Origin of the sequence: Bacillus sp. MUM 13 (assembly GCF_001866725.1) — a bacterium.
In the GTDB taxonomy this organism is placed as follows: domain Bacteria; phylum Bacillota; class Bacilli; order Bacillales; family DSM-1321; genus Peribacillus.
In genome coordinates, this window is sequence record NZ_MLYQ01000036.1 from 24,493 (window position 1) to 51,305 (window position 26,813).

Genomic DNA, 26,813 nt, shown 5'->3' on the forward strand with positions numbered 1-26,813 from the left:
GTAACTGGTTTTTAAAAAGAAGTGCAGCGTCTGAAAAACGGATCTAAAAAAATTCCTGATAGTTTCACAACGGTAAATTGAAAATTAAAACGAGTGAAAGAAGGCTCGATATGTGGCTATGAAAATTATAAAACCCGTCGTCTTGTGCAGTGCTTTAATCCTTTTTGGCATTTCTTTGTTTTTCTCTCTTTATGAAGGAAGCGGTTTTCACGAAGATACCAAAACAGCTGTTGACTATTTGAATGTACAGCAGACAAGCATAAATCCTGAACCAGTACCGCAGTTCACCCTGTTAATCCGTGCAATCAAATACTCACCTATTTTTCCGGCTGTCTCTTTGCTCAGTTTCCTGCTGGTTTTGTACACAGCTATCTATAAGGAATTAAAAAAAAGGGGGATATATGCAATTATTCTTCTTGGAACCTTAGGGACTTTTTTTCTTATCATCAGTTATGGATGTTTTTCCTACTTCGTACCTGTAACAGCGGGCACAAAATTATTTATGCTGCTATTCTTCAGCATAGGGCTTCTGAATTTAGTTTTCGCAGGATATAAAGGGGCAAACTTCTTTATGAGGGCAGAGCAGCCAAGATTATAAATATGGTCATGCTCTGCCCTATTGTATTTCAGCTGTAAATCAGGCTGCCGATGTTATAGCCCAGGTATGCAAGAAAAATACCCGCTCCATAAGTGATCACAATGTATAGGATGAGTACTTTTTTATATTTCTTCATGTGCAGCTGAATGATTTCAAGTTTAAGGGTTGAGAATGTGGTAAAAGCCCCCATGAAGCCTGTTCCTAATAAGAGAGTAACAGTAAGATTTGCTTGTGAGCCTGTTATGAAACCAAGCAAAAAGGCCCCGGCCAAGTTTACCGCCATTGTTCCATAAGGAATGGATGAGCTGTGTTTTCCGTTAATAAATTTGCTTAATGAATATCGGGATATTGCCCCAAAAAAACCGCCGAGGCCCACCATGGCCAAGTGGAATAATGTCATGAATTTTGCTCCTCTCCGCTTGCCATGAAGCCAAGGCGGCTCATAAGAATGCCTCCGATTATGCTTATTGCTATATACAAACCTCCCATGTAACCATGGCCATTTTTAAATAATGTGACCGTTTCTATGCTTAATGTTGAAAAAGTAGTGAAAGATCCGACAAATCCTGTTCCTATAGCTGTTTTTAGCTCGGAAGGAATACTGGTTTTCTTGAATAGGGAGGCAGTCAGCCAGGCTAACAAAAAGCTCCCAGCCAGATTTATGCATAATGTCGCAAAAGGGAATACTGTTTCTTCAAATATCCATCCGCCAATGACATATCGTAAAATTGCACCTAAGATTCCGCCGAACCCCACGTATAAATACACCATTTACTAGCCTCCAAACTTATATGTAAAAAAAAAGACCCCAGCCAGCCCATCCGGCAGAAGCCCTCAATTGTTTGGCCGTATAAGTCTTTCTCATTATAAAACCAAATTCTTTCTAATGGAACCGTTCAATTAAATTGATGAGGAATAGTAGAGTACCATAGTTTAGGCAATTTGTTTTACAGAATAAATTAGTCTGCATTTTATAAATATCCGTTACCCCCGCTGTGTATTACATTTTCATTGTAGAAGGCTTTGCCCAGCCTGTATCGCGGATGGGGTGTTTCAGTTTCTTCAGTCCGCAGAATACGGAAGCCATGTTTTTTATAAAAATTCAGTGCATTTGTATTTGTAATGGCTGCCCTTAACTGGTATTCCATTATATTATAGGAAGCAAAAAACCTTTCTGCATAGCCAATTAATTCACTTCCCATGCCCTTGCCTCTATATTCAGGCATTAAATAAAATAAATTAACATAGCCGATATTTTCAAATTCGTTTTCCTTGATCTGCATTTCTATTTGCCCTACAGCTTGATTGTTATGTTCCACAATAACAAGTCCGCCGGGAAATAACTGAAGCCGGTTTTCAATTTTTCTTAAATAATCCTGTGCATTACCGAACTGGCTGGTATCGCCGAAGCTTACCGCATAAGAATCTTTCCTGAATGAAATTATGGTACTGCTGTCATTTGGCAATTCTATATTTCGAAAAGTAAACATACTTCACCTCCTAAGCTGCACTTGCGTCTACTCACCTGCCCGAAGGATTCTCGCACCTTACGCTCCAATCAGTGAGATTTAACAATGGAATTGCCTCACAGAACTCATTTAAAACAACATCATTAAGAAAGGCTGTTTTCGTAAATTTGCTGCTAAGGGAATCAACCACCTTGTTTCATAGCAACAAAGTTTTCGAAAACAGCCTTCTGTTAATTATAACAGCTGAAGAAGTCTTTTTTATCCATTTTCGTTTCAAAGCTTCGATAACTTTTAAAATTTCTGAAAATTATAAAAATAAGTCAATCGTTATCCTACAAAAGATAGTGTTATAGCAATGAGATCATCTGGTTTGTGACTTAAGGTGCATAGACTGCTGTTTGTATACCATATAACCTGATTATGTAAGGGTTTACATATTTTAAAATTGGGAGGGCAGATATGAATTAAAACGTATGTATAATAACAGCGGTATAGCTTGCAGCCTTACAGTCATCAAAAAAGCGCGGGACCGCTATGCACTGTAATCCCAAAGATATCATTATCCAAAATCAAGGTGATCCGCAAGATTGGATAACATTAAAAAAACTGCTTTAAGGCGCTTATACTCGGAATAATAGTAACGGGAGGGGAACATATGAAAGGTATTATTAAAATCATGGTTTCAATTGCTGTTTCAATAATCATGTTTTCGCCGAATTCAACTTTTACCGTAAACGCACAAATGCCACAATCTTTTGGGCTTAAACACCTTATAATAGATGCAAATATTCCTCAGGTAAAGAGGAATCTTATCAATAATAAACTGCAGCTAAAAGCACTATACGTGTATCGGGACGGGCATTTTACAAGTGCCGAAAAAAACGTGCGCTGGCTTTCGGCCAATAAAAGAATTGCTGAGATTGACCAAAACGGGCAAATAACGTTTACAGGAAAAAAGGGAACAGCCTTAATTACCGTTACATCTGGAAATAGCTTTGATAAAATATCCATTCAGAAAAAAGGGGACAGAATAAAGATTCTTAAAAATAAAAGCAGCCGCTATCGTGTAATTGAGCAAGCCATTAAACACATGACCCTGGAGGAGAAGGTAGGGCAGATGCTGATGCCGGATTTCAGAACACAAAACGGCAAAGATGTGACAAGCATGCTGCCGGAAATTCAACAGCAGGTAAAAGATTACCACTTAGGCGGAGTCATCTTATTTCGTGAAAATGTTGTAAATACCGAACAAACCACAAGGCTTGTGCATGACTATCAGGAAGCATCAAGCAAATATGGGCTGTTAATGAGTATAGATCAGGAAGGCGGAGTAATAACCAGACTTCAGTCCGGTACAGATATGCCTGGTAATATGGCCTTAGGCGCAGCAAGGTCAAATGAAATAACACAAAAAGTGGGACAGGCCATCGGGGAAGAATTGAAGGCTCTTGGGATAAACATGAATTTGGCTCCTGATCTTGATGTGAATAACAATCCGGATAATCCAGTCATCGGTGTCCGTTCTTTTGGAGAAGATCCTGAGCTTGTATCTTCTTTGGGGAATTCTTACATTAAGGGACTGCAAAACAGCGGGATCGCTGCTACAGCCAAGCACTTTCCCGGCCATGGAGATACAGCGGTGGACTCTCACTTGGGGCTTCCGGAAGTACCATATGATATGGACCGCCTGAAAAAGGTGGAACTATATCCATTTCAGCAGGCGATGAACGCGGGAATTGACGCGATTATGACAGCACATGTCACATTTCCTAAAATCGATTCTACGAAAGCAATTTCAAAAAAAGACGGAACAGAAATCTCCATTCCCGCTACACTTTCCGAAAAAGTACTGACTGGCCTTATGAGAAATCAAATGAAATATAAAGGAGTCATCATCACTGATGCAATGAACATGCAGGCCATCAGCGACAATTTTGGACCAGTTGATTCAGTGATCCGGGCTGTAAAGGCGGGCACGGATATTGTGTTAATGCCAGTAGGTCTTAAGGATGTTGCAGAGGGATTATATAGTGCTGTGAGAAAGGGAGAAATTCCATTATCTCGCATCGAGAAATCAGATGAGCGGATTTTAGCCTTAAAGCTGAACCGCGGCATTCTAAAATCTGAACATGAAACTTCTGTTCAAGATGAGATACAGAACGCATTGAAGGTGGTAGGATCACCACAGCATAAAACTGTTGAAAAGGAAGCGGCAGAAAAATCGGTCACTCTTGTGAAAAATAATGGCGTGCTTCCCTTAAAGGCAGCAAAAGAAGACCAAATCGCCGTAATAGGCAGCAGCTATGTGGAAGATTTGGCGCTGCAAGTTAAAAAACATCATGAAAATGTCATGGTAATAAAAACCGCTAAACCGCTGTCTGAACAGCAATTAAGCAGTATCAGTGACGCTAAGTATATTATATTGGGTACAAATACATCCACCGTTTCTGGAAGACTTCCAGCGAGCGATCAAATGAAGCTGGCTAATCAGCTGACAGCAGGAAATATACCTGTCATTGGCATTGGTATCCGAAATCCTTATGATATCATGTCCTACCCGGAGGCTGATGCTTATCTGGCACAATATGGCTTTAGAACTGCAAGTTTTGAAGCGGCCGTGAATGCAGCATTCGGAAGCCTCAATCCGTCCGGTAAGCTTCCGGTAACAATATTTAATCAAAATGGCAGTGTGTTATATGCCTTTGGCCATGGATTAAGCTATTAGAGAGGATGATCAAATGTGAAAAAACTTCTCACCATTATTTTTGCTGTGCTGCTCATTTCTTCGACTATCAGCTTTGCTATGGCCCATAAAGGCTACAACACTCCTCATACAAAGCTGCGAATAGGTGCAGATGTGTTATTAAAGGATAAGCTTAGCCTGATAAAAGGAAAAAGAGTAGGTTTGATCACAAATCCAACAGGAGTCGATCAGCAGCTAAACAGCATCGCTGATTTGATGTATCGAAATCCTGAGGTGAAACTGACTGCATTATTCGGCCCTGAACATGGTATCCGCGGAAGCGAGCAGGCGGGAAAGTATGTGGAGTATTATAAAGATGAAAGAACAGGGCTTCCTGTATACAGCCTATATGGGCCGACCAAAAAACCGACAATTGAGATGCTGAAAAACGTGGATGTTATCGTATTCGACATCCAGGATGCCGGCAGCAGATTTTATACCTATATTTACACAATGGCATTGGCAATGGAGGCCGCAAAGGAAAACCATATACCCATAATCGTCCTTGACCGGCCGAATCCGATTGGCGGGATAAAGGTGGAAGGACCGGTTCTTGAAGATAAATATTCGTCTTTTGTCGGTGAATATCCGATCCCGGTAAGGCACGGCATGACGATTGGGGAACTTTCCAGACTTTTCAATAAAGAATTTAATATTGGCGCAGATTTAACAGTAGTAAAAATGGATGGATGGAAGAGGAACATGCTTTATGATGATACTAAACTCCAGTTTGTTCCGCCTTCCCCAAATATGCCAACTCTCGATACTGCTATTGTCTATCCGGGCGCAGCATTAATAGAAGGCACAAATTTGTCAGAAGGGAGGGGTACAACAAGGCCATTTGAAACAATAGGAGCTCCATTTATTAATGGAGATGATTTGGCTGAAAAATTAAATGCCCTAAAACTTCCTGGAGTCATTTTCAGAGCCTCATCCTTTATCCCGACCACCTCCAAGTATGTAAATGAGCTGGCACACGGAGTCCAAATACATGTGACCGACAGAAAAGCCTTTAAGCCTTTTGAAGCCGGATTATATATTGTTAAAACGATACATGACATGTATCCAGATCAGTTTGCATTTAGAACACCGGACAGCAAAGGAATTTCATACTTTGATAATCTTGCAGGCACGGGCGACATACGAAGGAGAATCGAACAAGGTAAAAGTGTGGATCAAATGGAGAGAGAGTGGCAAGGGAAATTAAAAGAGTTCATGAAAGTAAGAGAAAAATATTTATTGTATAAGTAAAAATGAAAAAATCCTGGCTGTTGATGCCAGGATTTTTCATTCTTGAAAACAGCAGTACTTAAATTCGGCATTGACTTTTTTTCTTTATCTATCACTGTACAGCAAAAGCAATCTGTCTCCGCTGCTGCCTGCCGATAATGCAAGGAAAACTGTCATCACACTTTTTATAAGGGGTTCATTTATGGTGTTAAGTATGAAAACAATTAGTAAAATGCATGCAATGATTTTTAAACTATGTCCCCATAACAGGCCTTTAGAATTTGTGATAAAGTTCACATCCTTTAAAAAAGCATTATTTTTTTATTATAACAGTTTTATTCCTTATTTTAACAATTAATTTGATAAACTGTCTCACTTAATTGGGTTGTTCCTCCAAGGAATTCAACTCACAAACAGTACCCTAAAAATGTACTTTAACCAAGCTTCAGTTTAGATCGTTATTTTTCTTTTTATAATTGGAATTCTATTTATAGTTATGGAGCTTGTTTTTTAACGGGCAGTTTTGATGTTATGGCTGAACTTCTGAATGGGATGCGTTATCAAACTGATGCTGGTTTCTTCCTTATTGGGGCAACAATCGAATATAGTCAACATTACAGCTCTTTCCTAATGGAACGACTAAATTTTTGGCTGTTTTTGTAAACTTTGATGCTATAGGAAGAGGGGGTGATTATTGCTCCAGGATGCTCGCTTTCCGAGGGACAAGGGGTGAGCACACATTCTCAAGCATGTCTGCGGGATTTCGCGTCCTGCTAATCAAAGCAAGAGTGTCACACCTTTCGCTACATCCAACCTCATTTCATAATAAATTCGCCTCACATAACTTATTTAAAATTACAATTTTTAAAAAATAGCTATTTATTTAATATATTGAATCTGGATAGGTCAAGAATATGTATTACATTAAAAATGAGTTAATTAGAATATTTTCATTATTTCTTGGGAAACCGCAGAATACGACATAAAACGCTTGAAGCGAAATATTTACGCGAATTTTCTTATTAGGAATCTTCAGTTGTAAATAGGTGTGGTTCCCTAAGCTTTAGCGTGTATGAAATGGGCAATTTAGGGTAAATAAAGATTGAGTTCCCTAGAGGTTTGATACATAATAATATATATGAGCATATATTCATATATGGGAGGATGGAAGCATGGGGCACACACATAGCCATGAACATGGCCACTCACATCAGCCTGCAAACTTCGGCAAAGCATTTGCAGTTGGGATTATTCTTAACCTGATTTTTATCGCGGTTGAGACAGTGTACGGAATTACCAGTAATTCTCTGGCACTGCTAGCAGACGCGGGACATAATTTAAGTGATGTATTTGGATTGGCCATTGCCTGGATTGCCGTATGGCTGGGGAAAAAGGCGCCAAGCAAAACAAGAACATACGGATTGAAGAGAAGCTCAATTCTTGCAGCCATGCTCAATGCTCTATTTTTATTGATTGCAATAGGGGGCATAGCCTGGGAGGCGGTTCAGCGTTTTTCTGCTCCGGCGCCGGCTGCAGGAGCCACAGTAATTATTGTAGCTGTTATCGGAATTGTTATTAATGGTTTTACTGCATTTTTATTTATGTCAGGCAGAAAAAAGGATTTGAATATTCGGGGAGCATACATGCATATGGCAGCAGATACCTTAGTGTCTCTCGGAGTGGTGATTGCCGGATTCGTCATGATTTATACTGGCTGGGAATGGCTTGATCCTACAGTGAGCCTGATAATTGCAGCAGTCATTTTTATTGGCACATGGAGCTTGCTAAAGGAGTCTGTCAATTTGTCACTTGATGCTGTTCCGTCAGGGATAGAAACAGAGGAAATCAAAAAATATCTGATGAATCTTCCTGATGTGATCGATGTTCATGATCTGCATGTATGGGGCATGAGCACCACAGAGGCAGCAATGACAGTCCATCTTGTGCGTTCAAAGATTGAAGATAATGATGAATTAATTATAAGAATGAACAAGGAGCTGCATGATAAATTTGAAATTGAGCATCCGACAATCCAAATTGAAAAAGGGACCTTTGCCTGTTCATTTGCGCCGCACGATGTTATTTGATAATTTATTCTAAAGCCTGTAAAAAAAAGCAGCATTCGCTGCTTTTTTTACATATGCTGTGAATGCTCGATCATTTGCTTCAAGACATCGATGACATGCTGATCATCATGAGAGTAAAACATCGTAGTGCCTTCTCTTCTGAATTTTACTAACCGCAGATTTTTTAAAAACCTGAGCTGATGGGAAACAGTGGATTGAAGCAGTGATAATGTTTCTGCAATTTCATTTACAGAATGTTCTCCCTGAAAAAGAAGCTGAAGAATGCGCAGGCGTGTTGGATCTGATAGTGCTTTAAAAGTCTGTGTCACAATAAATACAGTTTCTTCGTCTAGCTCTTCATAGGGTATATTTTTATCTTTGTCAATCATATCAGGCTCCTTCTCTTATACTCCTTCTATTATAGTATAGAAAAAGCCGGTATTTTTCTCAATTGATTGGATTAAAGACTTCTCGGGAACAGCTATTTGAGCAATCATGTAATAAACTGCCTCACCATTAGATTTTCCTCGAATACTTAAAAATATATTTAACTTCCAGTGAGGGTTTCTGCACCATAAACAATCAGGGACAACTTCAGCATTGGCTTAACAGAGCTGAACTGAAAAATTATTTGACCGCTTAACGGGCAGCTCATATACTAATAGTCAAATAGATGCTTGATTGCAGAGAGGAAGCAAAACCGCAGGGAAGTAAGCTATATTTACTTTTTCGTTTTAAGGTATGAGAAAGCATTATACCTTGGCAGTGCAGATATTTTGAAAAATGTGCTTAGTCCAGATTTTTTAAGGTTTCTTCGACTTAGACAAAAAATACGACCTTTTATTTTTATTCATCTATATAAACATTATAGGTTGAACGTTGTTAAAGCAGCTCTTGCCGCTTCAGGGGAGGAAAGTTGATGGAAGCTGAAAAACAGATATACAGGGTATCAGGGTTTACCTGTGCTGGATGTGCGAATACATTCGAAAAGAACGTCCGGCGCATTGATGGAGTAGAAGATGCAAAAGTGAATTTTGGCGCCTTGAAGATTACCGTATACGGACAGGCAACGATTGCAGAAATTGAAAAAGCGGGGTCTTTTGAACAAATAAAGGTTGTTCCGGAAGGAGAAAAGGCAGAAAATCAAAGAGTTCCTTTTTATAAACGGCATGCTGCTGTTATGCTCTCCGTTGTGTTTGCCTTAATAGGTTATTTTTTTCAGGGCATTTACGGCGAAAATAGCATGGCTGCTGTAGCTGCATATGGTGCAGGCATACTTTTAGGGGGATACAGGCTTTTTAACGCTGGTTTAAAAAATCTTTTTAAGCTGGATTTTGACATGAAAACATTGATGACAATTGCTATTATAGGCGCTGCCGTCATAGGAGATTGGCGCGAAGGGGCTGTAGTGGTAATCCTTTTTGCTGTCAGTGAGGTGCTGGAATCTTATTCTATGATAAAAGCACGCCAATCCATTCGTGCCCTGATGGAAATTGCCCCTAAAAAAGCAGTTGTCAAAAGAAATGATATAGAAATAACAATTGACGTGGAAGATATTGAAGTGGGAGATGTGATGATCGTCAAGCCGGGGCAAAAAATCCCGATGGACGGAATCATATTAAAAGGAACATCATCTGTGAATCAGGCTGCGATTACCGGCGAGTCTTTGCCAGTAAGCAAAACCGTATCAGATGAAGTTTTTGCCGGTTCCCTGAACAGTGAAGGTTTGCTGGAAGTTCAGATTACAAAGCGGGCAGAAGACACTGCTATTGCCAAAATCATTCATCTCGTAGAAGAAGCCCAGGGCGAACGTGCACCTTCACAGTCTTTTATCGAAAAATTCGCAAAATATTACACTCCAGTCATCATGTTCATCAGCCTTTTGGTAATGACACTGCCGCCCCTCATTGCTGGCGGTTCATGGGGTGAATGGGTGTATCAGGGATTATCGGTTCTTGTTGTAGGATGTCCGTGCGCCCTGGTCATTTCGACTCCGGTAGCAATTGTGACTGCAATCGGAAACGCAGCCAAAAAAGGTGTTTTAATAAAAGGCGGAGTTTTCCTTGAGGAAATGGGATCATTAAAGAGCATAGCCTTTGATAAAACAGGGACCCTCACCAAGGGACATCCTGCTGTTACTGACATAATGATCTTGGATGAAAAATTTGATGCAAATGAAATTTTTACAAAGCTGGCTGCACTGGAATACAGGTCTCAGCATCCTCTTTCCTCAGCCATCCTGAAAAAAGCAAAAGAGTTGAATCTTGATTTTCAGGGCATTGAGGTAGAAGAGTTTTCTGCACAAGCAGGAAAAGGCATTTATGGAACCATAAATGGTGAAAAGTATATCGCGGGCAAGCCGGACATATTTCATAAAGGCTTGCTGCGCCAGCTGGAAGACAGGATTCTCAAAATGCAGAAACAAGGAAAAACTGTAATGCTGATGGGAACCCAAACCAGCATTTTAGCCATTATCGCTGCTAAAGATGAAGTACGGGAGAACGTCAGAGAAGTGATACAAAAGCTAAAAGAACTGGGTATTGAAAAAACACTGATGCTGACAGGTGATAATTCCTCCGCAGCATCTGTTATTGCCGCTGAAGCTGGAATCTCTGAATCCAAAGCGGAACTGATGCCGCAGGAGAAATTGGATTATATTAATAAACTGCAAAAAAACGGAAAAACCGCCATGGTAGGCGACGGGGTGAACGATGCTCCTGCTCTCGCAGCAGCTGCAGTAGGAATCAGTCTTGGAGGAGCAGGAACAGATACAGCGCTTGAAACAGCTGATGTTGTGCTTATGGCTGATGACCTAATCAAACTGCCCTTTGCAATTAAACTGAGCAGAAAAACGTTATGGGTGATCAAACAGAATATCGCATTTTCCATCGGAATCAAGCTTCTTGCCCTATTGCTTGTCATTCCAGGCTGGCTGACGCTCTGGATTGCCATTTTTGCGGACATGGGCGCTACATTGATTGTCACTGCAAATAGCCTCCGATTGCTTAGAGTACAGGAGAAAAAAGATTAGCTTTAGCCATCAGTGCGGGAAAGCCTGCACTGATGGAATTTTCACTTTATGGATAAAATAATACATTCACAAAGTTGTTAAAAGTACATACAAATTTCTTATTCTATTAAATGGTATGATGGAATGGCAGTTTCGCAGGAAGAAAGGTGGAATACATATGAAAAAGGTATTGTTCTTTTTGGCAGGATTATTTTTAATGGTGCCGCTGGCGGCATCGGCCCATACGGGTTTGGAATCATCTAACCCTTCAAGGGGACAAGTCATCACAAGTGAACTTAAAAATATCAATCTTGTTTTTGAATCTAAAGTGGAAAATCTTAGTACGATGAAAGTGATGAAAGGGGAAGTGGAAGTCCCTGTTTCAGTAAAAGTAAATGATTCACATATGACTGGTGTATTATCAAAACCTCTTGCAAGCGGTTCTTATAAAGTATTGTGGAAAATCGTCGGTGAAGACGGCCATCCGATTTCAGGTGAAATCCCATTTACTGTTAATGTCCCCAAAAAAGAAACTGAAAAGAAAATTACTGTTAAAAAAACAACTGAAAAAACAGCAGAACAAGAAAAAAAAGCAGTCAGTGACAACAGCAAGACGGAGGAAAAATCTTCTTCTTCCACTGTGTTCATGATAGTACTGGGACTCATCTTGATCGCAGGCATTTTATTGCTGTTCAAAAAGAAGAAATAAAGCATGGATGTTCTATTGCCGCTATCACATTTGATAAACTACTTGCTGTTTGCATTTTTGGCAGGACATATTGCATTGAAGTTTGTTCCAAAAGAAAAAAAGCCAAAAACAGCTGTACCTAAACCGGCGCTGCTGCTATCGGCACTAGGCATCATGATTTGCACCTTTATGCCTGTTTTGGAGGTGATCCGCTACTTTGCGGATAACTCAGGGTTTACCTCTGTATTACTATCAGTGATTACCGATTTTCAGGTGGGCAGGGCTTTTCTGGCCACTGGCTTTTCCGGTGCACTATTATGGCTGACGATACAATTGAGGGGCTCTAAATATCTTGAGGCATTTTGGTTGCTGATTATGATTGCCGCACAGGGATATGCCTCACATGTAGCTTCTTTATCTTTTTGGACTGGTTTCGCCTCACATTCAGTCCACTTTTTTATGATTTCATTGTGGGGAGGCATTCTTCTTCATATATCCTTTTTCGTTAAAGGAGAAAATAATTGGCAGGCATTTCTTCGCTGGTTTACACCATTTGCCATTTTAAGCCTGGTTTTAATTTTTTCCAGCGGTCTGGTTTTAATGTTTAAAATCGTGGAACCCAGGGAGTATTTCATGTCCTGGGCCCTGCCGTATGGGCAGATGCTTTTGCTTAAGCACATCAGTATTATTCCTGTTTTAGCATTTGCTTTTATAAATGGCTTTTTAGCAAAAAAAGCAGAGAGAGAGAAAACTTTTAACCCCGTACCATGGGTGAAGGCCGAAACCATTCTCCTGCTTGCTGTATTTTCCTTTACAGCTATAATGGGTACCTTATCACCGCCGCATGACCCGGATATTACTGTTACAACAGAAGGGGCATCGAAATGGGCATCTTTTTTAATCGGTAAAGAAATTGCTGCTCCGATAAGCGTCCATCTGAATATGTCCTATCAGGGGGTCTTTTTGTTTCTGATTTCCTTCCTGTTTTTAGCGATGATCATGGAAAGCTTCCGCAAAAAAACATCAGCACTGCTCGGTCTGCTGTTCGGTCTTTGTTTTATCGCATCACTATATTTTGGGATTATGCTTGATATCACTTTATAAAAAAACCGCATTCCATTTTGGGATGCGGGATTTTGAGCTTGCGTATCACTTTGCTTCTTTTTCCATTGATAAGCTCCTGATTGGCAAACTTTTTATGAAACCTGATGCATAATGCTGTTTCAAGTAAGAACTGCCATACCTGATTTCCGTTTTATATCTTGCCGGATTAGCTGGTTGGATGTTTGAAGTCGACCAGCCCTTGCTGGAAAGCATAATTGGTCAGCTGCACCCGGTTTTCCAAATGAAGCTTGCTTAAGATATTTTTAAGATGGCTTTTTACTGTATGTTCCGAGATGAAAAGAGTTTCTGATATGACTCTATTTGACAGTCCTTGTGCCACCAGCTGAAGAACTTCTAATTCTCTGGGGGACAAAGGATTATTATTGTTTGTTTCTGGTTTGTTCTTGGGGAATTCATTTAAAATGCGAAAGGCAATTTCTTTTGACATCGGCACCTCATCCAATGCGAATGCTCTAAGATATTCATACCAGTGCTCGGACTGAATGTTTTTTAATAAATAACCTTGTGCACCTTGTTTTAAAGCATCAAATAGATTCGTTACATCGTCTGAAACAGTGATCATCACGATTTTGACAGAAGGGAATTTCATCTTTATTATTTTTGTTGCCTCAAGCCCATCCATTACGGGCATTTGAATATCCATTAAAATGATATCCGGCATCAGCGCTTCCGTAAGGCGGATGGCTTCTTGGCCATTTTTTGCTTCTCCTATTATTTTAAACTCACTGTACTCTTCTAAAATAATGCGGATGGCTTCTCTTGCGTGAGTATGGTCATCAACAACTAGTATTTGAAATGGCTGCATCAATTAATACTCCTTTTTAAGCAGAATAATCGTTTCATTGTTAACTCTATTTATTGAAAACGTCCAGTTCATAGCAGCCGCACGATTTTCGAGGATTTCGAGCCCGAATCCTCGAGATGATTGAATTTGAGCATTTGTAAAGCCAACACCGTTGTCGCGTATCTCACAGGTCCAGCCATGCTCAGATTCCTTTGCACTAATCATCATCCAATTTGTCTGAGCGTGTTTTATCACGTTCATTACAGCTTCTTTTATACAGGAGAACAGTTCTATTTTTTCTTTAGCGGATAAACTGTCCTCTGGTATTTCCCAGAGGAAATCGACGCTCATCGAGTGATTATGTTCAAGCTCAGACAGGTACGTTTGAATATTATTTGTCCAGCTGAACAATTCAGGTGCCGGCAGCTGTTTCAAATTTTCTATGGCCTGGCGGGTATCATCATATATCTGCTGCAATGTTTGTTTTGTTTTTTGAAAGTCCGGATGTGTCTCAATTGTTGTTTTTTTTCCGAATTTATTAAGTTTAACAGATAGCAAAAATAAGGACTGAGCAATACCATCGTGCAGTTCCCGTGCCAGGTTTTCCCTTTCTAGGAGGGCTGCTTTTCTTGCCTTTTCAACTCGCAGTTCTTCTTGAATGCCTTCTAATATGGAAAATAGTTTCAATAGAAAAAGAATCGTAACTGCAAATACTATAACTGGCGATAAGATATTCCCCATTTCCATTGATAAGTAAGGCAGTAAAAAAACATGTCTTATATACTCCCACAAACCGATTGTGAAAGTTGGCAGTATTAATATAATCCATTTTATTTGTTTATACTTCAAATCTTCACCTTTTTTCCGCAGCAATGTATATATTTTAACATTTGTTCAAAAGATTGAGGCACTCTTTCGGGTAAATCACTCTTTAGAGTCATTGTTGTTATATTGAAAAAGTTTATAATTGTAAACGGGTCAGCAAAGACATCAATATTATCAAAAAGGAGACAATCAAATGAAAAAAGTAATTAAAAAATGTTCAATCGGTATGATATCAGTGTGTGCTGTTTTATTCATATGGGCGGGTGCAGCAAGTGCACATGTTACGGTCAGTCCAAAGATTTCAGCTCCAGGAGCATGGGAAACATACACTCTGAAGGTCCCGGTTGAAAAAAACATGGCTACGACAAAGGTGGCATTGAAGGTTCCTAAAGGTGCTGAAATAATGTCTTACCAGCCAGTACCGGATTGGAAAGTTAAACTGGATAAAGATTCTTCAGGAAAGACAAAAATCGTTACTTGGGAAGCAACTGGAACGGGAATTTCTGCCGGACAATTTCAGCAATTTTATTTTGTAGCAAAAAATCCTGACAAAGAAACTAAAGCAGCATGGGATGCTTACCAATATTATAAAGATGGATCAGTAGTAGAGTGGACAGGAGATGAGAATTCTGATTCTCCACATTCGGTTACTGAAATTACAGCATCGGCAGGGACTCCGAATGTAACTGTCCATGATGATTCCAAAAATAGAACAGGTAAAACGGTCAAAGAGGATACAAAATCAGAAAATCGAGGTTCAAACACCCTTGTAATTACTCTGACAATTGTATCGCTGATTTTATCCGCTGCTGCTTTGATAACGGCTATGAGAAAAAAATAACTTTAAGTCAGGCATTATACCAACATTGTGTAATGCCTCTTTATTTGGGAAATGATGATAGCCAGTTGCAGTCCTGGTTGAATTTTGCATTGATAAAAAGATGGAGACATTGTTAAGGGAAAGGACTGATGATATGACAAAACATATTTGCAGATTGTGCTTGCTGCTGTCTGTACTTTTATTTGCCTTATTTCCGGACAAGACGTTTGCACATGCTTCTATTATCCGCTCAAGCCCGGGCGTAAACGAAGTATTGCCGAAACCGCCTTCTGCTGTAAAAATACAGTTTAACGAACCTGTACAGGCAGGTTTCCATTCCTTGAAGGTCCTTGATTCTTCAGGAAAGCAAGTAAATTTAACGAATGCCCAGGTAAACAGCCATAATGATGCCATTTTAGAAGCACATTTTAAGAAGAAATTAAGCCGTGGTGCATACTCCTTGCAGTGGAAGGCGGTTTCTGCAGATGGTCATCCTGTGGAAGGGGTAATACCATTTGCTGTTGGGACAGGAGGTGAACAGACACCAAAAATAAATGAAAAGAGGAATGATTATTTTCCTCGTATAGATTTGATTATGTTGCGGGGATTGTTATATCTGAGTTTTTCGCTGTTCATAGGAGTTATCATTTTTAATTTGTTTTTCAATAAATTTGAAGGCAGAGAGACTCTAAAAAAAATACATACAAAAAGCATGGCCGTTCTTTGGTTTTCTCTGAGTGGAATGGTGATCAGCATAGTGCTGAGCTTGCCGATGCAGACAACTCTATATGCAGGTGTGAGCTGGGCGAAGGTTTTTAATGCGTCCCTCTTAAAAGACACTATCAGCCAAACTGATTTTGGGTTATATTGGATTTTTGAATTGTTATTCCTGGTTCTGCTGATATTAGTCACATATATTGCAGCTGGCAATGGATTTACTAAAAAATCATGGCTCATACCCATTGTTATTTATATAGCATTGCTGCTTTCGAAAGCATCCACTGGCCATGCTGCAGCTTCTGAACATCGAGTTATTACTGTTGCTATGGACTTTATTCATTTATTGGCAGCATCTATATGGATTGGCGGACTTTTTGCACTGCTCTTGCTTTTGCCTGGAATCAGATCCCAAAAAAATGAGAGTGAAAGGCAATTGTATTGGAATTCTATCCGCACTTTCTCACTGTGGGCAGCCCTTTCTGTAGCCAGTATTATCATAACAGGTATTTATGGAAGCCTCCTATATGTGCCTACCTTTTACTCCTTGCTGCATACATATTATGGATATGCTTTATTGGGTAAAATCTTATTATTTGTCATTATGCTAATATTGGGGTCAGTTCACTTTTTTCAAGGAAGAAAACAAGGGAAGAATGGAATTGCTTATTCGATATGGATTGAATTGCTGACAGGAGCGGCAATACTAATTATTGCTGCTGTACTTACCAATTTACCTGCAGCAGTATCATCACCGGGACCTTTCAGCCAAATCAAAGAGCATGGCAAATATGAAGTTTCTTTGCATATTAGTCCGAATGTGGAAGGAGAAAATTCATTTAATATTGCAATTAATACCAAGGATGGAAAGCCCGCTGTCCAAATTGAGCAGGTTATTCTTACATTCACTCATACAAAAATGAATATGGGGGAAAGCTCAATGGCTGTTCCGCGCATATCTCCAGGTAAATATCAAACCAAAAGCATGTACATGAATATGCCAGGGGAATGGAAAGTGGCCGTACATGTATTAACAAAATCCTTAGAAAGTTTCGATGTGCAATTTGATACGTTTACCGGCACCCAATAACCATTTTCAAATTCCCTTTTTATAAAGTCTGCTCATACTTACAATACCTTGTTAATGGGTAAATGGCAGATGAAAATAGCCTTATTATTTAAATTTCAAAAAAGCCCTTCTAATATGGAATCGGCTTTTTTTAATGAAGTAAAATGACGAAATTAGATATAATCGCTGATATATAATATAAAAAGCAATGGCAGCTTCAGCTTCTTATGCATTGCTGGAGAAGCTGAAGCTGCCGTCCCTTGAATACTCTTGTTTGTTATCTGCAGGTCAACTACATGAGAGGGTATAGACAATGGATTATCAATTCTGATGATAAGTGCCATGGCCGTGATGGAAACCGTAGCCCGGATAGTATCCGCCGTGTCCATGATGGTAGCCATAGCCCGGATAGTATCCGCCATGTCCATGATGGTAGCCATAGCCTGGATAGTATCCGCCATGTCCGTGATGGTAGCCATAACCAGGATAATACCCTCCGTGCCCATAATGATTTCGGTTTTCAGAATAATAAAGATTTTCCATTGTATATCTCCTCCTCAAGGTGATTAACATATTGTATGTATCTCTATATGAAGAGGGGCAGGCACGTGCCCATGTTTTAGGCTGTGTTTATTTGAATTATTCATATCAATATACATGCCGTGTTATCGAATAATAATTCAAAAATCAAGGGCTTCGATAACTGCCTCATTTCTAATGTCCATAGTTTCATAAATGATAAGTATCTTCGGCGAATAGGCAAACGGGGGAGTGAATGGAGATTGATCTGATACTGCCTTAAGTGTGCCAGTCATTAAAAATTTAACAAACATAAGAAAGGAAACCAGCTTTTAGATGGCTGGTTTCCTTTCTGCCAAATATCAGGATTGATTAGTTGATTCCTACTGCAGTGAAAGCATTTGTAACGGCTGTTTTTTCTGCACTGCTAGATCCATAAAGGTCGGCTGCCGATTGAATGGCTGCCGCTTTTGCTTGTGAGAAAGTGGCGGAAGAAGTCAAATAAACCGTGTTGGCGCGATAGAAAATGGCTCCTAATTTATCAATGCCTACTCCTGAAACAGTTACACCATGGAACGTGCCGCCAGCTGAAAGAAGGTAGGCTGCTTTATTGATGATTCCGCTGTTGGTATGGACGCCTCCATTATCAGCTGTGCCTGTGTAGCGGTTCGGATAATAATCGGGATCGCCGTAAGCAGCCGGATTGGACATCGAGCGAAGTGCATCCCCTGATACGCCAGGTGTGTAAATATCTTCACCAATCAGATAATCCGCTTTTGACGCCTGATATTTAAATTCCACAACTGTTCCGAAAATATCGGAAATCGCTTCATTCAGTGCACCTGATTCTCCCTGATAAACCAGATTGGACTCAGAAGATGTCACAGCATGTGTTAATTCATGGGCGACAACATCCAATCCGCCGGATAATGGGATGAAGGTGGAGCCGTCTCCATCTCCGTATACCATTTGTGTACCATTCCAGAAGGCATTATTATATTTGCTACCATAATGGACGGTAGACTTTAAAGCCGAACCATAGCCGTCATAGGAATTTCTATTGAAAGTAGATTTATAATAGTCATACGTTTTTCCTGCATAATAGTGGGCATCTACAGCCGGTGCATCATTGGTTGCATTGAATACGTTGTCAGCATCCGCCCAAAGTGTTCCCGGAAGTCTTGAAGAATTGCTTGTGTTGTATGTGAAAATACCATTGCCTCTAGTATTATCCTGGAGGTAATACGTGCCGTTTGATAATGTGGTATTCAGTGAAACTGAATTCTTAGTGACGCCTGTTCCGGTTCCGACAGAGTTTGTCCCGGTGACTTCATCCAGGGTATTATATTTATTTAGAATTTCGCCTGTTTTTGCTGATACGAAATAGTAGTAGTTTCCTGGTTTAGGATCCAAAAAGTTTAAATTCACCTTATAGGCGAAATCCGCACTGTCATCTGCCGTAAACACGACCAATTCAGGATCTGGAGCCTGCTCATATTTAGGAGTGAAGCCAAGATCGCTTTCTGCAATTTTAACCGCTTGTGAGGCCTTAATGCCTTTTTTGTCTTTTTTTTCAAGCTTTGTGTCAAGATTAGATACAACGGTACCCGACACTACATTCAGTACACCATCATCTTTCAGGACAGCCGCCTGCGTGGATCCGAAAACTGGAACACCTTCAAATGTCTGCTGAAGCTTCAGCACTGTATTTCCAAGCTCGTCCTTGCTCTTTTTAAGAACTTTGAAAGAATCCTTAGCGTGCTTGCTGCCAAGCTTATATGATTGTTTATTTTTATCTAAGAAGTTATAAAAAATCGTTTCAGGTGCTTCGCTTGAGGGAGCGGTCAGGTTTCCTGACTTGAATTCAGCAGAATCTTTTTCTTTGTTGAATTTTTCTGTGCTTAAAACATTTTTAGAAGCAGCAAACGCTTCGGAATGGGGAAGAGCTGAAACCATTAATCCAAGAGATAATACAGTGCCTGCGACGATTTTAATTTTCAAATAACCCAACTCCTTTTCTGTAATATGGCAACTATAATATCAATCTTCTGAATTATCAAAACGATAAAAATATTAAAAATGTTAATTTTATTAAACTTATAGAAAAGTAATGGATATTTTAGTAGATTTCTTACATATAAATATTCTTCTAGTTATATTTGAAAGATAGACGAAAAAAGCTGGCATATTCTCATCAGAGAAACGCCAGCTTAATCATTCTCTGCTCCTTTAAAGCTCTAACAAGAGCTGAGCAGCTTTTTGATAATAATAATTCCCTTCTGCAAATAATTTCTGTGAAGAATATATGGACGCTTTGACAATATAGCATTTGGACATCAGTCTGATATCCTTATGAATACCCATGACCTCTATCGATTTTTCTATGTTTCTTTCAGCTTCCTGGAAGTTTCCGTTTTCAATATCAATCTGTGCAAGGCAGTGCAGCAATTTGGCAGTGAATAATTCATCTTTTGAGAGAGAAAGGCCCTTTATTGCTGCTGACTTAGCTTGATCAAGATTGTTGCACTCAAGGTATGTCTGAGCTAATTCATAATAATTGTTTACCTTGTACCATTCATTATCAAATGCCTGAGAATACTCCAAGCTGGATCGCAGGCAGGAGATTGATTGAGGATAGTCGAGCAGAGCTCTGTACAAAATGCCTAAATTTGTTTGGCATCCAATCATTTCCCGCAAGTTTTCTTTCTCATTAAAAAGTGCCAATGCTGCTTTATTTGCATCTATTGCTTCAGCGGCTCTCCCTAAATTCAAAAGAGAAATCCCTTTTAGCATTAAAAAGGAGCCGAGCGAATAGGTGATATGTTTATTTTTCATTATGTGCAGCGCTTCTTCAATGATGCTTAATGCCAGATCATTCTGGCCTATTTTCGAATAACTGTAAGACAGGTTATAAAGTAATTGCAGATGAAGTAAAACATCGTATTTGCCGTATAAATCCGATTTAATCAAGGCAGTGGCATATAAAGAATGTTCAATGCAATTATGATAATTATTCAAACGGCAGTAATTCAGGGACAATGCGTGATATATCTCGATATGATCGCCTATTTCAATAGGGGTTATATAGAGCAATGCTTCTTTATATAATAAGATGGAGCTTTCCTTGTCTGTATGGCTTTTAATATCCGCCAAAAGCTTCAGGACCCTGCCTTTTAGTGAATAATCCTCGAGGTTTTCTATCAAAGAGTTTAACGTATCTTCTGCTTCAGCCGTTTTATTGCTGTTAATAAGGGCAGTGCACATTTTAATAAGCTTCTCAGCTTCGAACGGAAGGATTTTTTCCTCCGGATCTTTGATTTCACCTAATATTTCCCCCAAAGAAACGCCAAGCTTGCTTGCGATAAAATCCAGAGTTTTGATAGAAGGGGTTGTCTGGTTTCTTTCAATCAGACTTATCATCCCTCTGCTAAGGTTCGGACCCGCTAAGTCATCCTGGGTGAGTCCCAGGGATTTTCTCCTTTCTTTAATTCTTTCTCCAAAATCAGCTACCATGAAAATCACCTATTTCTGCAAAATTTCCTATATGTAAATAATATCATCTTTTGCCATATATTAGTTGACTTTTTAGTAAAATGTATAATATATTAACTTTATTAATCTATCTTACATTAAGGAGAGCTTTCTATGAAAAATAAGATCAAAGCATTAGTTTTATTTTCATTATTGATAGCAGCCGGCACTTCCGCATTTATTCCCCATTCAAACGATTTGAGATCTGCTGGCAAACAGGCCAGCACCTCTGATATCGTTTATCCTCCAATCTAAACAAATTGTTTTTTAATGATATTGTTTAGTGGAGCAGAAGCTGCGGGTCCGGGAATTTATATTATAAGCGGGGCTGCACGGAGATCCAGTGTTCATAGCGTAAGCCAGCAAACAAGTAAATATTAAAGTATAAAGGACCGGGTTAACTTAATGTTAGCGCGGTTTTTTTGTGGTGATAAAATCGAAGAGATGGTGATGATTTAAAGGGGGATAAGGAAAACCCCTAAATGCCTTCAGAACTTCAAAAATATCTTAATGTTATCGTAACTTTAATAAAATCATCTGTAAATTTCAGTTAAAAACGTGTATTGAAAATCTACTGGCCATTAATTCTTCTGAAAACTTTAATTTACAAGACTGCATGGATTTTGCCATAAACCTCGACAGAATATATAAATTTACTCATCCGCCATATATTACGAACAACTACAAATTTGCATATTTAAGGGGACCGTCCATTCCTAATAATTAACAAAAAAGTTTTAGACATATTAAAGAGGTTTAAGTCTGTTTGCCAATTTCTTGTGAAGAAGGCAAACGGCATCGTATAATGTAATGTAAGCATCTATCTGCGGCAGCTTTGATCTGTCTTAGAAGTTTAGCTGTACCGATTAATTGACTTTACTGGCGGTTCTGCCGTTTAAGCATCAGGCTGCCCTGCAAAAGATCGGGGCAGGAGGACTGCCGGCTAAAGTACAAGAAGAAATAAAACTTGGGGGAGAAGAAGCATGAATCAAATTACAAATGAACAGGAATACCGTGAAAAAATTGCTGCCGATCAATTAACGGTTGGAGTCTTTACCACAACTTGGTGTCCGGATTGCAAACGTATGGATATGTTTATTGATGAAATTATTTCTGAAAATAAAGATAAAACATGGTTTAAGCTGGATCGTGATGAGTTTCCTGAAATCTCCGACGAGCAAAATGTCATGGGAATTCCATCACTGCTGGTATTTAAAAATGGCGAAAAGCTTGCACATCTGCACAGTGCTAATGCAAAAACAGCAGATGCTGTACGTGAATTTTTAGAAACCTTATAATTACGATGAAAAGGAAATCCATCCGCTTTGCTCTAGCGGTAGGGATTTCCTTTTTTGCTCTTTTCTTTAAGGTTCTGGTTTTTGAAAGACGTGGAGCAGTAGTTTTGAGACTCCTGCGGGATTTTGCCGGACAGATAAGACTGCGGAGCTGAGAATGTTCACCGCCCGACCCGCATACATCCTGCACCGTTGAAATATGGTTCCTTTTCAGCAAGTTTATGAAAACTGCCTTTATGAATAGATTTGAAACGGCACATGCAAGGGAAGGTAAGCAGATTAAATCTTTTGAAAAAGATGGTGTTTGCCAGTGAAATAGTATGTTATTCTGAATATACAGAAACTTTAGTCCTGAAGAGGTGAAGAACATAATTAATCTGTTTCGTTATGCCCTTTTTTTTCTGGGCTTATCATGTATAGGCCTCGGCAATGCCCTGGCCGTTAAAGTTAAATTTCTTGGCCTTCATCCCTGGGAGGTTTTAAATGTCGCACTTTACCAAAAGTTTGGCTGGACCATCGGCACATGGAGTGTTATATGCGGATTATTTTTAGTCCTTGTTTCACTCATTGTCGACAGAAAGTATATCAGCATTGGTACCTTTTTGAATGCCCTTTTGATTGGTCCAATCATGGATTTCTTTTTGCGAAGCGGTATCTTGCCGCATGCATCTTCTCATTTACTGATTAACCTTCTTATACTGCTGGCGGGAATTATCATTGCCGGAATTGGAGGGGGCATGTATGTTGCTCCTGGAATTGGAGCAGGACCTAGGGACGGTTTTATGCTATCTATTTCAGATAAAACAGGCTTATCAGTAAGCCGTGCCAGGATAGCTGTAGAATGTTTGGTGCTGATACTGGGTTTTTTCTTAAGCGGGCCCGTTTTTGTAGCGACATTTCTTTATACGTTCATTCAAAGCCCTATATTTCAATCTTCGTTAAAAGTATTCCGCATGCTGCTGCTGAATTTTGAAAAAAAGGAAAAGCTTCCTGCTGCGGAAATTACCCAAAAGAGTTAGAAAGGCACACATATCGTGTGCCTTTAAACTTTTTAACCTCTTCCAGCTTGAAAAGATGGATATTTCGTCATTCCTCCATCCACAAACAAAGTAATGCCTGTTACATAGCTTGCTTCAGAGGAGGCAAGCCAGGCAGCGGCGGCAGCTACTTCCTCTGGTTTGCCGATGTATCCCATAGGAATCATGCTTTCAACATCCTTTTTCTGCTTAGGATCAGCAAACTTTTCTGCATTGATAGGAGTGTTAATTGCACCGGGACCTATATTATTGACCCTGATGCCTTTTGGAGCGTATTCTAATGCAAGCGTTTCTGTCATGAGCTTAATACCGCCTTTGCTTGCTGCGTAATGTACAAACAGGGGCCATGGAATCATTTCGTGAACGCTGGACATATTAATGATGGTTCCCTTAATATTATGGTTAACAAAATGTTTTAAAGCTTCACGGCTGCCTAAAAATGCACCGGTTAAATTTGTATTCAGCACTGCATTCCAGTCATCAAGCGAAAGCTCGTGTGAAGGAACAGCATTTTCGATACCCGCATTATTGACCATTACATCAAGGGTGCCAAAAGTACTGATGGCCGTTTGCACCAGATTGATGACATCCTTTTCGCTGGTGACATCACCTTTTACAATCACTGCTTCTCCGCCAGCCTGCTCGATTTCCTTTTTTACCGTCAAAGCTTCTTCTTCATCTTTATAATAATTGATAACCACCTTGGCTTTTTCCTGGCCAAACCGGACTCCCATCGCTTTTCCAAGCCCCGTTGAGCCCCCTGTGATGACAACTACTTTACCATTCAAATCAGGATACATTATATATTCCTCCTATTAAGTTTATTATGTTTTGGATTTTGCCAGCCCAAGGAATACAGCACCTCCAATAATGAGGATGATACCTGCTGCAATACCGATAAGCTGCTTTTTTGTTTTCTTTTCTTTTAAAAAAATGATTCCACCGAGCGTTGAAATAATTATGCCCATTTGTGAAAGGGAGAAACTGGTGCCGACGCCTACTTTAGGCTGGGAGATGAACAAAAATAAATTTCCGGCTGCCCATATTAAACCAGCAATGATATTCTTCACCGTATACATATTGAAGGGTTTATGCCGGTATGTAAGGAGGAGGCCGCCAACAACCATTCCTATTGCCTGAGGCAATATAGCTGACCAGCTGTCAATGTGGAAGAACCTGATGATTACTACATAAACCAGATATCCGATTGTAGAAATAATTAAGGTGAAAATACCTCTTTTGAGCTGCCCTTGTTCTTCCGTTTGATCAGGGCCTTTAAGGGTGGTAAGGATAATGCCGATTACAATCAGCACCAGTGCAATGACGCCCAATATAATGGAGGTTTTAGTCGCCCATTCTTTAAAGGCGATTACTCCAAATAGTGAAGCAGATACAAGCTGCATCCCTGTTGAGATAGGCATGGTTTTTGAAACGCCCATATACTCTACAGCTTTTAATTGATTTCGCTGTCCAAGTGTCCAAAACAATCCTGAAATGAAACCAATGAGCAGGATGAAGGGAGTTAAGTGAGGATGCACAAATACATAAATAACAATTGAAAAAAACAGTGCACCGATCGTTGTTCCAAGTGTTTGGCTATAAGGGCCTCCACCGAGCCGGACGTTTACTAATACAATGCTTCCCCAAAATATTGCAGGGAAAAGAGCTAGCAGGATATCCATTATCAAACCTTCTTTCTGTAGAAGCAGCACATTGTCAGGCAGTCGATTATGCCTGGTCTTATTGTTTCTTTTCAGGAAAAATTTATGTATGACTTATATACCTTCCACCTCCTAAATTCCGGCTTTTTTTTTCGCTGACTGCATCATTCTATATACATAGAAGGATATAAAGAAAACAAATATGGTTTCAAACAGACTCCATATAAAATTTTCGGACATTTTTAGGCCTGTGGATTGCAAATACAGATTAACCAGGTTAAGAAAGAAAACGTGGATAACATAAATACCTAAAGAATCAGCCCCGATTTTCGTGACAAATAAATGTTTTCCATGCTGATTGTATTGCAGGACGAAAATAAATAAGCAACTGGTCAGAAAAATTGTAGAAATGAAGTATTCCCCGTGGCTCCCTGAAAGCTTTCTATCCAAAAAAAAGGCTTCAATTACCTGCAATACTGCAAAACAGCTAAATAAGAGAACAAATATTTTCATGGAAATGACTTTTTGAATGATCTTTTCTTTATGTGAGGCAATGAAAAATCCTAAAGTACAGTAAAATAACCCGAAAAATAAGGCATCTCTTGTAGGAACCGGCATTTTAAAAAACATCGTATACGACTGTCCTAATAAGCCAGCCAGATTTAACATCAAACTAGCTACAATCAAGAGGCTTACTTTTTTTAACCGGAAAAAAATATAGAGAATGAAAATGCTCCACACGAGGGCGGGAAGAAACCATAATTGATATCCGCTTGTTCCTTTTCCGTAATATAAAAGGTCAAGCAGTTCAATATTGTCCAAATAGTGCAAGATGTCATCGATTGCTCCTTTGCCATGATGGGTGATTAAAAGAACGCAAATATCATATGTGCAATAAAAAAGAAACCATAAGGCATAAATGGAAAGCAGCTTCATCACATATTTAATAAAATAAGCTTCATTACTTTTTAACCGGGTTATTTTTCTTCCGAATAAATAGCCTGAGGACATGAAGAAAAAGGGGACCGCGAATCGTGAAAGTGCATCAAGCATATAAAAACCTGCCAGGTGATCTAAAGGAAAGGTGTGTATAACAACAACTGCAAAAATGGAGTAAAACTTTATATAGTCGATGGCATAATTTCTTGTAATGATGCTGCGCTCCAAAATAACCCTTCTTTCTTTTCTAACTATTCTTTACCGTTTATCACCCAAACATTTCTATACATCAAAAAATATTGTTAACATGTTCACAAATGTAAACGCTTACTGTATAATAAAGCACATATCATCAACAGCCGTGGAATAGAATCACAGAAAGGGGATGTTAGTTTGATATTAAAAGAACTTAGCAGAAACAGGCTGCTCACAATCAATTTTTATCAAAACGGGCTGCTGAGAACCTGCAGAGGAAGAGTCAGAACATTAAATACCATTGAACAGACACTTTCGCTTGAAGACGAAAACCAAAACATATTTTTTATCCGGCTTTCTGGTATAAGGGAAATCTTCTAACACCAGCAAAGGTTCCTGTATTCCTGTTGCTGGTGTTAATTTTTCTGTAGAAAAAAAGAAAAAAATATAAAACATGATGAACAATTTTTTTGAAATAGTGTTATACTACTT

General features: G+C 39.3%; 26 protein-coding genes. 13 read left to right on the top strand and 13 right to left on the bottom strand.

Annotated features, from left to right (window positions below):
* Window positions 1-112 precede the first annotated feature (112 nt).
* Window positions 113-598 carry a hypothetical protein gene (locus BIV59_RS10865; protein ID WP_071351499.1) on the top strand — a complete coding sequence of 162 codons (486 nt, stop codon included), beginning with the start codon at window positions 113-115 and terminating at the stop codon, window positions 596-598.
* A gap of 28 nt (window positions 599-626) precedes the next feature.
* On the opposite strand, the gene crcB is transcribed toward BIV59_RS10865, so the two are convergent.
* The 3 genes from crcB to BIV59_RS10880 all read right to left on the bottom strand — a co-directional run bounded on the left by crcB (window position 627) and on the right by BIV59_RS10880 (window position 2,088).
* Window positions 627-998, bottom strand: a complete 372-nt coding sequence (crcB, locus tag BIV59_RS10870) for a fluoride efflux transporter CrcB (RefSeq protein WP_071351500.1) — start codon at window positions 996-998, stop codon at window positions 627-629.
* Window positions 995-1,369 (bottom strand): fluoride efflux transporter FluC, encoded by a 375-nt coding sequence (locus tag BIV59_RS10875; RefSeq protein WP_071351501.1) that lies wholly within the window; start codon window positions 1,367-1,369, stop codon window positions 995-997. The genes crcB and BIV59_RS10875 overlap by 4 nt, the downstream gene beginning before the upstream one ends.
* A gap of 200 nt (window positions 1,370-1,569) precedes the next feature.
* Window positions 1,570-2,088 carry a GNAT family N-acetyltransferase gene (locus BIV59_RS10880; protein ID WP_071351502.1) on the bottom strand — a complete coding sequence of 173 codons (519 nt, stop codon included), beginning with the start codon at window positions 2,086-2,088 and terminating at the stop codon, window positions 1,570-1,572.
* Window positions 2,089-2,722: 634 nt separating this feature from the next.
* On the opposite strand from BIV59_RS10880, the gene BIV59_RS10885 reads away from it, so the two are divergent.
* The 3 genes from BIV59_RS10885 to BIV59_RS10900 all read left to right on the top strand — a co-directional run bounded on the left by BIV59_RS10885 (window position 2,723) and on the right by BIV59_RS10900 (window position 8,127).
* Window positions 2,723-4,792, top strand: coding sequence for a glycoside hydrolase family 3 N-terminal domain-containing protein (locus BIV59_RS10885; protein WP_071351503.1), 2,070 nt, complete (start codon window positions 2,723-2,725; stop codon window positions 4,790-4,792).
* Window positions 4,793-4,870: 78 nt separating this feature from the next.
* On the top strand, window positions 4,871-6,061 hold the full coding sequence (locus tag BIV59_RS10890; protein WP_083392134.1) for a DUF1343 domain-containing protein: 1,191 nt from the start codon (window positions 4,871-4,873) through the stop codon (window positions 6,059-6,061).
* Window positions 6,062-7,212: 1,151 nt separating this feature from the next.
* Complete coding sequence (locus tag BIV59_RS10900) at window positions 7,213-8,127, top strand: cation diffusion facilitator family transporter (protein ID WP_071351506.1); 915 nt, start codon at window positions 7,213-7,215, stop codon at window positions 8,125-8,127.
* A gap of 47 nt (window positions 8,128-8,174) precedes the next feature.
* On the opposite strand, the gene BIV59_RS10905 is transcribed toward BIV59_RS10900, so the two are convergent.
* Window positions 8,175-8,495 carry an ArsR/SmtB family transcription factor gene (locus BIV59_RS10905; protein WP_071351507.1) on the bottom strand — a complete coding sequence of 107 codons (321 nt, stop codon included), beginning with the start codon at window positions 8,493-8,495 and terminating at the stop codon, window positions 8,175-8,177.
* A 530-nt stretch (window positions 8,496-9,025) separates the two neighbouring features.
* On the opposite strand from BIV59_RS10905, the gene BIV59_RS10910 reads away from it, so the two are divergent.
* From BIV59_RS10910 to BIV59_RS10920, 3 genes are all read left to right on the top strand, one after another.
* Window positions 9,026-11,137: a heavy metal translocating P-type ATPase gene (locus BIV59_RS10910; protein WP_071351508.1), complete on the top strand. Its 2,112-nt coding sequence runs from the start codon at window positions 9,026-9,028 to the stop codon at window positions 11,135-11,137.
* Between the two features lie 157 nt (window positions 11,138-11,294).
* On the top strand, window positions 11,295-11,825 hold the full coding sequence (locus tag BIV59_RS10915) for a copper resistance CopC family protein (RefSeq protein ID WP_071351509.1): 531 nt from the start codon (window positions 11,295-11,297) through the stop codon (window positions 11,823-11,825).
* Between the two features lie 3 nt (window positions 11,826-11,828).
* The gene (locus BIV59_RS10920; RefSeq protein ID WP_071351510.1) at window positions 11,829-12,908 is read left to right on the top strand and encodes a copper resistance D family protein; all 1,080 of its coding nucleotides are present in this window, start codon (window positions 11,829-11,831) and stop codon (window positions 12,906-12,908) included.
* Between the two features lie 166 nt (window positions 12,909-13,074).
* On the opposite strand, the gene BIV59_RS10925 is transcribed toward BIV59_RS10920, so the two are convergent.
* Both BIV59_RS10925 and BIV59_RS10930 read right to left on the bottom strand, forming a co-directional pair.
* Complete coding sequence (locus BIV59_RS10925) at window positions 13,075-13,734, bottom strand: response regulator (RefSeq protein WP_071351511.1); 660 nt, start codon at window positions 13,732-13,734, stop codon at window positions 13,075-13,077.
* 3 nt (window positions 13,735-13,737) lie between these two features.
* Window positions 13,738-14,562 carry a sensor histidine kinase gene (locus tag BIV59_RS10930; RefSeq protein ID WP_071351512.1) on the bottom strand — a complete coding sequence of 275 codons (825 nt, stop codon included), beginning with the start codon at window positions 14,560-14,562 and terminating at the stop codon, window positions 13,738-13,740.
* 169 nt (window positions 14,563-14,731) lie between these two features.
* On the opposite strand from BIV59_RS10930, the gene BIV59_RS10935 reads away from it, so the two are divergent.
* Complete coding sequence (locus BIV59_RS10935; protein ID WP_071351513.1) at window positions 14,732-15,379, top strand: YcnI family copper-binding membrane protein; 648 nt, start codon at window positions 14,732-14,734, stop codon at window positions 15,377-15,379.
* A gap of 133 nt (window positions 15,380-15,512) precedes the next feature.
* On the top strand, window positions 15,513-17,165 hold the full coding sequence (locus BIV59_RS10940; protein ID WP_071351527.1) for a copper resistance protein CopC: 1,653 nt from the start codon (window positions 15,513-15,515) through the stop codon (window positions 17,163-17,165).
* A gap of 300 nt (window positions 17,166-17,465) precedes the next feature.
* On the opposite strand, the gene BIV59_RS22805 is transcribed toward BIV59_RS10940, so the two are convergent.
* From BIV59_RS22805 to BIV59_RS10955, 4 genes are all read right to left on the bottom strand, one after another.
* Complete coding sequence (locus tag BIV59_RS22805; RefSeq protein ID WP_083392130.1) at window positions 17,466-17,687, bottom strand: hypothetical protein; 222 nt, start codon at window positions 17,685-17,687, stop codon at window positions 17,466-17,468.
* A 137-nt stretch (window positions 17,688-17,824) separates the two neighbouring features.
* Window positions 17,825-17,977 carry a hypothetical protein gene (locus tag BIV59_RS23620; protein ID WP_170846130.1) on the bottom strand — a complete coding sequence of 51 codons (153 nt, stop codon included), beginning with the start codon at window positions 17,975-17,977 and terminating at the stop codon, window positions 17,825-17,827.
* Between the two features lie 58 nt (window positions 17,978-18,035).
* On the bottom strand, window positions 18,036-19,664 hold the full coding sequence (locus tag BIV59_RS10950; protein ID WP_071351515.1) for a M4 family metallopeptidase: 1,629 nt from the start codon (window positions 19,662-19,664) through the stop codon (window positions 18,036-18,038).
* A 228-nt stretch (window positions 19,665-19,892) separates the two neighbouring features.
* Window positions 19,893-21,176, bottom strand: coding sequence for a helix-turn-helix domain-containing protein (locus tag BIV59_RS10955; RefSeq protein ID WP_071351516.1), 1,284 nt, complete (start codon window positions 21,174-21,176; stop codon window positions 19,893-19,895).
* A 132-nt stretch (window positions 21,177-21,308) separates the two neighbouring features.
* On the opposite strand from BIV59_RS10955, the gene BIV59_RS23625 reads away from it, so the two are divergent.
* The 3 genes from BIV59_RS23625 (at window position 21,309) to BIV59_RS10965 (ending at window position 23,508) form a co-directional block, all read left to right on the top strand.
* Entirely contained in the window at window positions 21,309-21,449 is a 141-nt protein-coding gene (locus tag BIV59_RS23625; RefSeq protein ID WP_170846131.1) for a hypothetical protein, read from the top strand.
* A gap of 728 nt (window positions 21,450-22,177) precedes the next feature.
* A complete protein-coding gene (locus BIV59_RS10960; protein ID WP_071351517.1) occupies window positions 22,178-22,492 on the top strand; it encodes a thioredoxin family protein in 315 nt (104 codons plus the stop codon).
* A 365-nt stretch (window positions 22,493-22,857) separates the two neighbouring features.
* Window positions 22,858-23,508, top strand: a complete 651-nt coding sequence (locus tag BIV59_RS10965) for a YczE/YyaS/YitT family protein (RefSeq protein WP_071351528.1) — start codon at window positions 22,858-22,860, stop codon at window positions 23,506-23,508.
* Between the two features lie 32 nt (window positions 23,509-23,540).
* On the opposite strand, the gene BIV59_RS10970 is transcribed toward BIV59_RS10965, so the two are convergent.
* The 3 genes from BIV59_RS10970 to BIV59_RS10980 form a co-directional block, all read right to left on the bottom strand.
* Entirely contained in the window at window positions 23,541-24,326 is a 786-nt protein-coding gene (locus BIV59_RS10970; RefSeq protein WP_071351518.1) for a glucose 1-dehydrogenase, read from the bottom strand.
* A 24-nt stretch (window positions 24,327-24,350) separates the two neighbouring features.
* Window positions 24,351-25,208 carry a GRP family sugar transporter gene (locus BIV59_RS10975; RefSeq protein ID WP_071351519.1) on the bottom strand — a complete coding sequence of 286 codons (858 nt, stop codon included), beginning with the start codon at window positions 25,206-25,208 and terminating at the stop codon, window positions 24,351-24,353.
* A gap of 111 nt (window positions 25,209-25,319) precedes the next feature.
* Entirely contained in the window at window positions 25,320-26,354 is a 1,035-nt protein-coding gene (locus tag BIV59_RS10980; RefSeq protein ID WP_170846132.1) for an acyltransferase, read from the bottom strand.
* A 165-nt stretch (window positions 26,355-26,519) separates the two neighbouring features.
* Between BIV59_RS10980 and BIV59_RS10985 the strand changes: the two genes are divergently transcribed.
* Window positions 26,520-26,702: a YolD-like family protein gene (locus BIV59_RS10985; protein ID WP_071351520.1), complete on the top strand. Its 183-nt coding sequence runs from the start codon at window positions 26,520-26,522 to the stop codon at window positions 26,700-26,702.
* Window positions 26,703-26,813 lie beyond the last annotated feature (111 nt).

What these genes read in the sequence shown, in the direction of transcription:
- crcB (WP_071351500.1), bottom strand. Translation starts at nt 998, where the DNA reads ATGACATTATTCCACTTGGCCATGGTGGGCCTCGGCGGTTTTTTTGGG.
- BIV59_RS10875 (WP_071351501.1), bottom strand. Translation starts at nt 1,369, where the DNA reads ATGGTGTATTTATACGTGGGGTTCGGCGGAATCTTAGGTGCAATTTTA.
- BIV59_RS10880 (WP_071351502.1), bottom strand. Translation starts at nt 2,088, where the DNA reads ATGTTTACTTTTCGAAATATAGAATTGCCAAATGACAGCAGTACCATA.
- BIV59_RS10885 (WP_071351503.1), top strand. Translation starts at nt 2,723, where the DNA reads ATGAAAGGTATTATTAAAATCATGGTTTCAATTGCTGTTTCAATAATC.
- BIV59_RS10890 (WP_083392134.1), top strand. Translation starts at nt 4,871, where the DNA reads ATGGCCCATAAAGGCTACAACACTCCTCATACAAAGCTGCGAATAGGT.
- BIV59_RS10900 (WP_071351506.1), top strand. Translation starts at nt 7,213, where the DNA reads ATGGGGCACACACATAGCCATGAACATGGCCACTCACATCAGCCTGCA.
- BIV59_RS10905 (WP_071351507.1), bottom strand. Translation starts at nt 8,495, where the DNA reads ATGATTGACAAAGATAAAAATATACCCTATGAAGAGCTAGACGAAGAA.
- BIV59_RS10910 (WP_071351508.1), top strand. Translation starts at nt 9,026, where the DNA reads ATGGAAGCTGAAAAACAGATATACAGGGTATCAGGGTTTACCTGTGCT.
- BIV59_RS10915 (WP_071351509.1), top strand. Translation starts at nt 11,295, where the DNA reads ATGAAAAAGGTATTGTTCTTTTTGGCAGGATTATTTTTAATGGTGCCG.
- BIV59_RS10920 (WP_071351510.1), top strand. Translation starts at nt 11,829, where the DNA reads ATGGATGTTCTATTGCCGCTATCACATTTGATAAACTACTTGCTGTTT.
- BIV59_RS10925 (WP_071351511.1), bottom strand. Translation starts at nt 13,734, where the DNA reads ATGCAGCCATTTCAAATACTAGTTGTTGATGACCATACTCACGCAAGA.
- BIV59_RS10935 (WP_071351513.1), top strand. Translation starts at nt 14,732, where the DNA reads ATGAAAAAAGTAATTAAAAAATGTTCAATCGGTATGATATCAGTGTGT.
- BIV59_RS10940 (WP_071351527.1), top strand. Translation starts at nt 15,513, where the DNA reads ATGACAAAACATATTTGCAGATTGTGCTTGCTGCTGTCTGTACTTTTA.
- BIV59_RS22805 (WP_083392130.1), bottom strand. Translation starts at nt 17,687, where the DNA reads ATGGAAAATCTTTATTATTCTGAAAACCGAAATCATTATGGGCACGGA.
- BIV59_RS23620 (WP_170846130.1), bottom strand. Translation starts at nt 17,977, where the DNA reads ATGTTTGTTAAATTTTTAATGACTGGCACACTTAAGGCAGTATCAGAT.
- BIV59_RS10955 (WP_071351516.1), bottom strand. Translation starts at nt 21,176, where the DNA reads ATGGTAGCTGATTTTGGAGAAAGAATTAAAGAAAGGAGAAAATCCCTG.
- BIV59_RS23625 (WP_170846131.1), top strand. Translation starts at nt 21,309, where the DNA reads ATGAAAAATAAGATCAAAGCATTAGTTTTATTTTCATTATTGATAGCA.
- BIV59_RS10960 (WP_071351517.1), top strand. Translation starts at nt 22,178, where the DNA reads ATGAATCAAATTACAAATGAACAGGAATACCGTGAAAAAATTGCTGCC.
- BIV59_RS10970 (WP_071351518.1), bottom strand. Translation starts at nt 24,326, where the DNA reads ATGTATCCTGATTTGAATGGTAAAGTAGTTGTCATCACAGGGGGCTCA.
- BIV59_RS10975 (WP_071351519.1), bottom strand. Translation starts at nt 25,208, where the DNA reads ATGGATATCCTGCTAGCTCTTTTCCCTGCAATATTTTGGGGAAGCATT.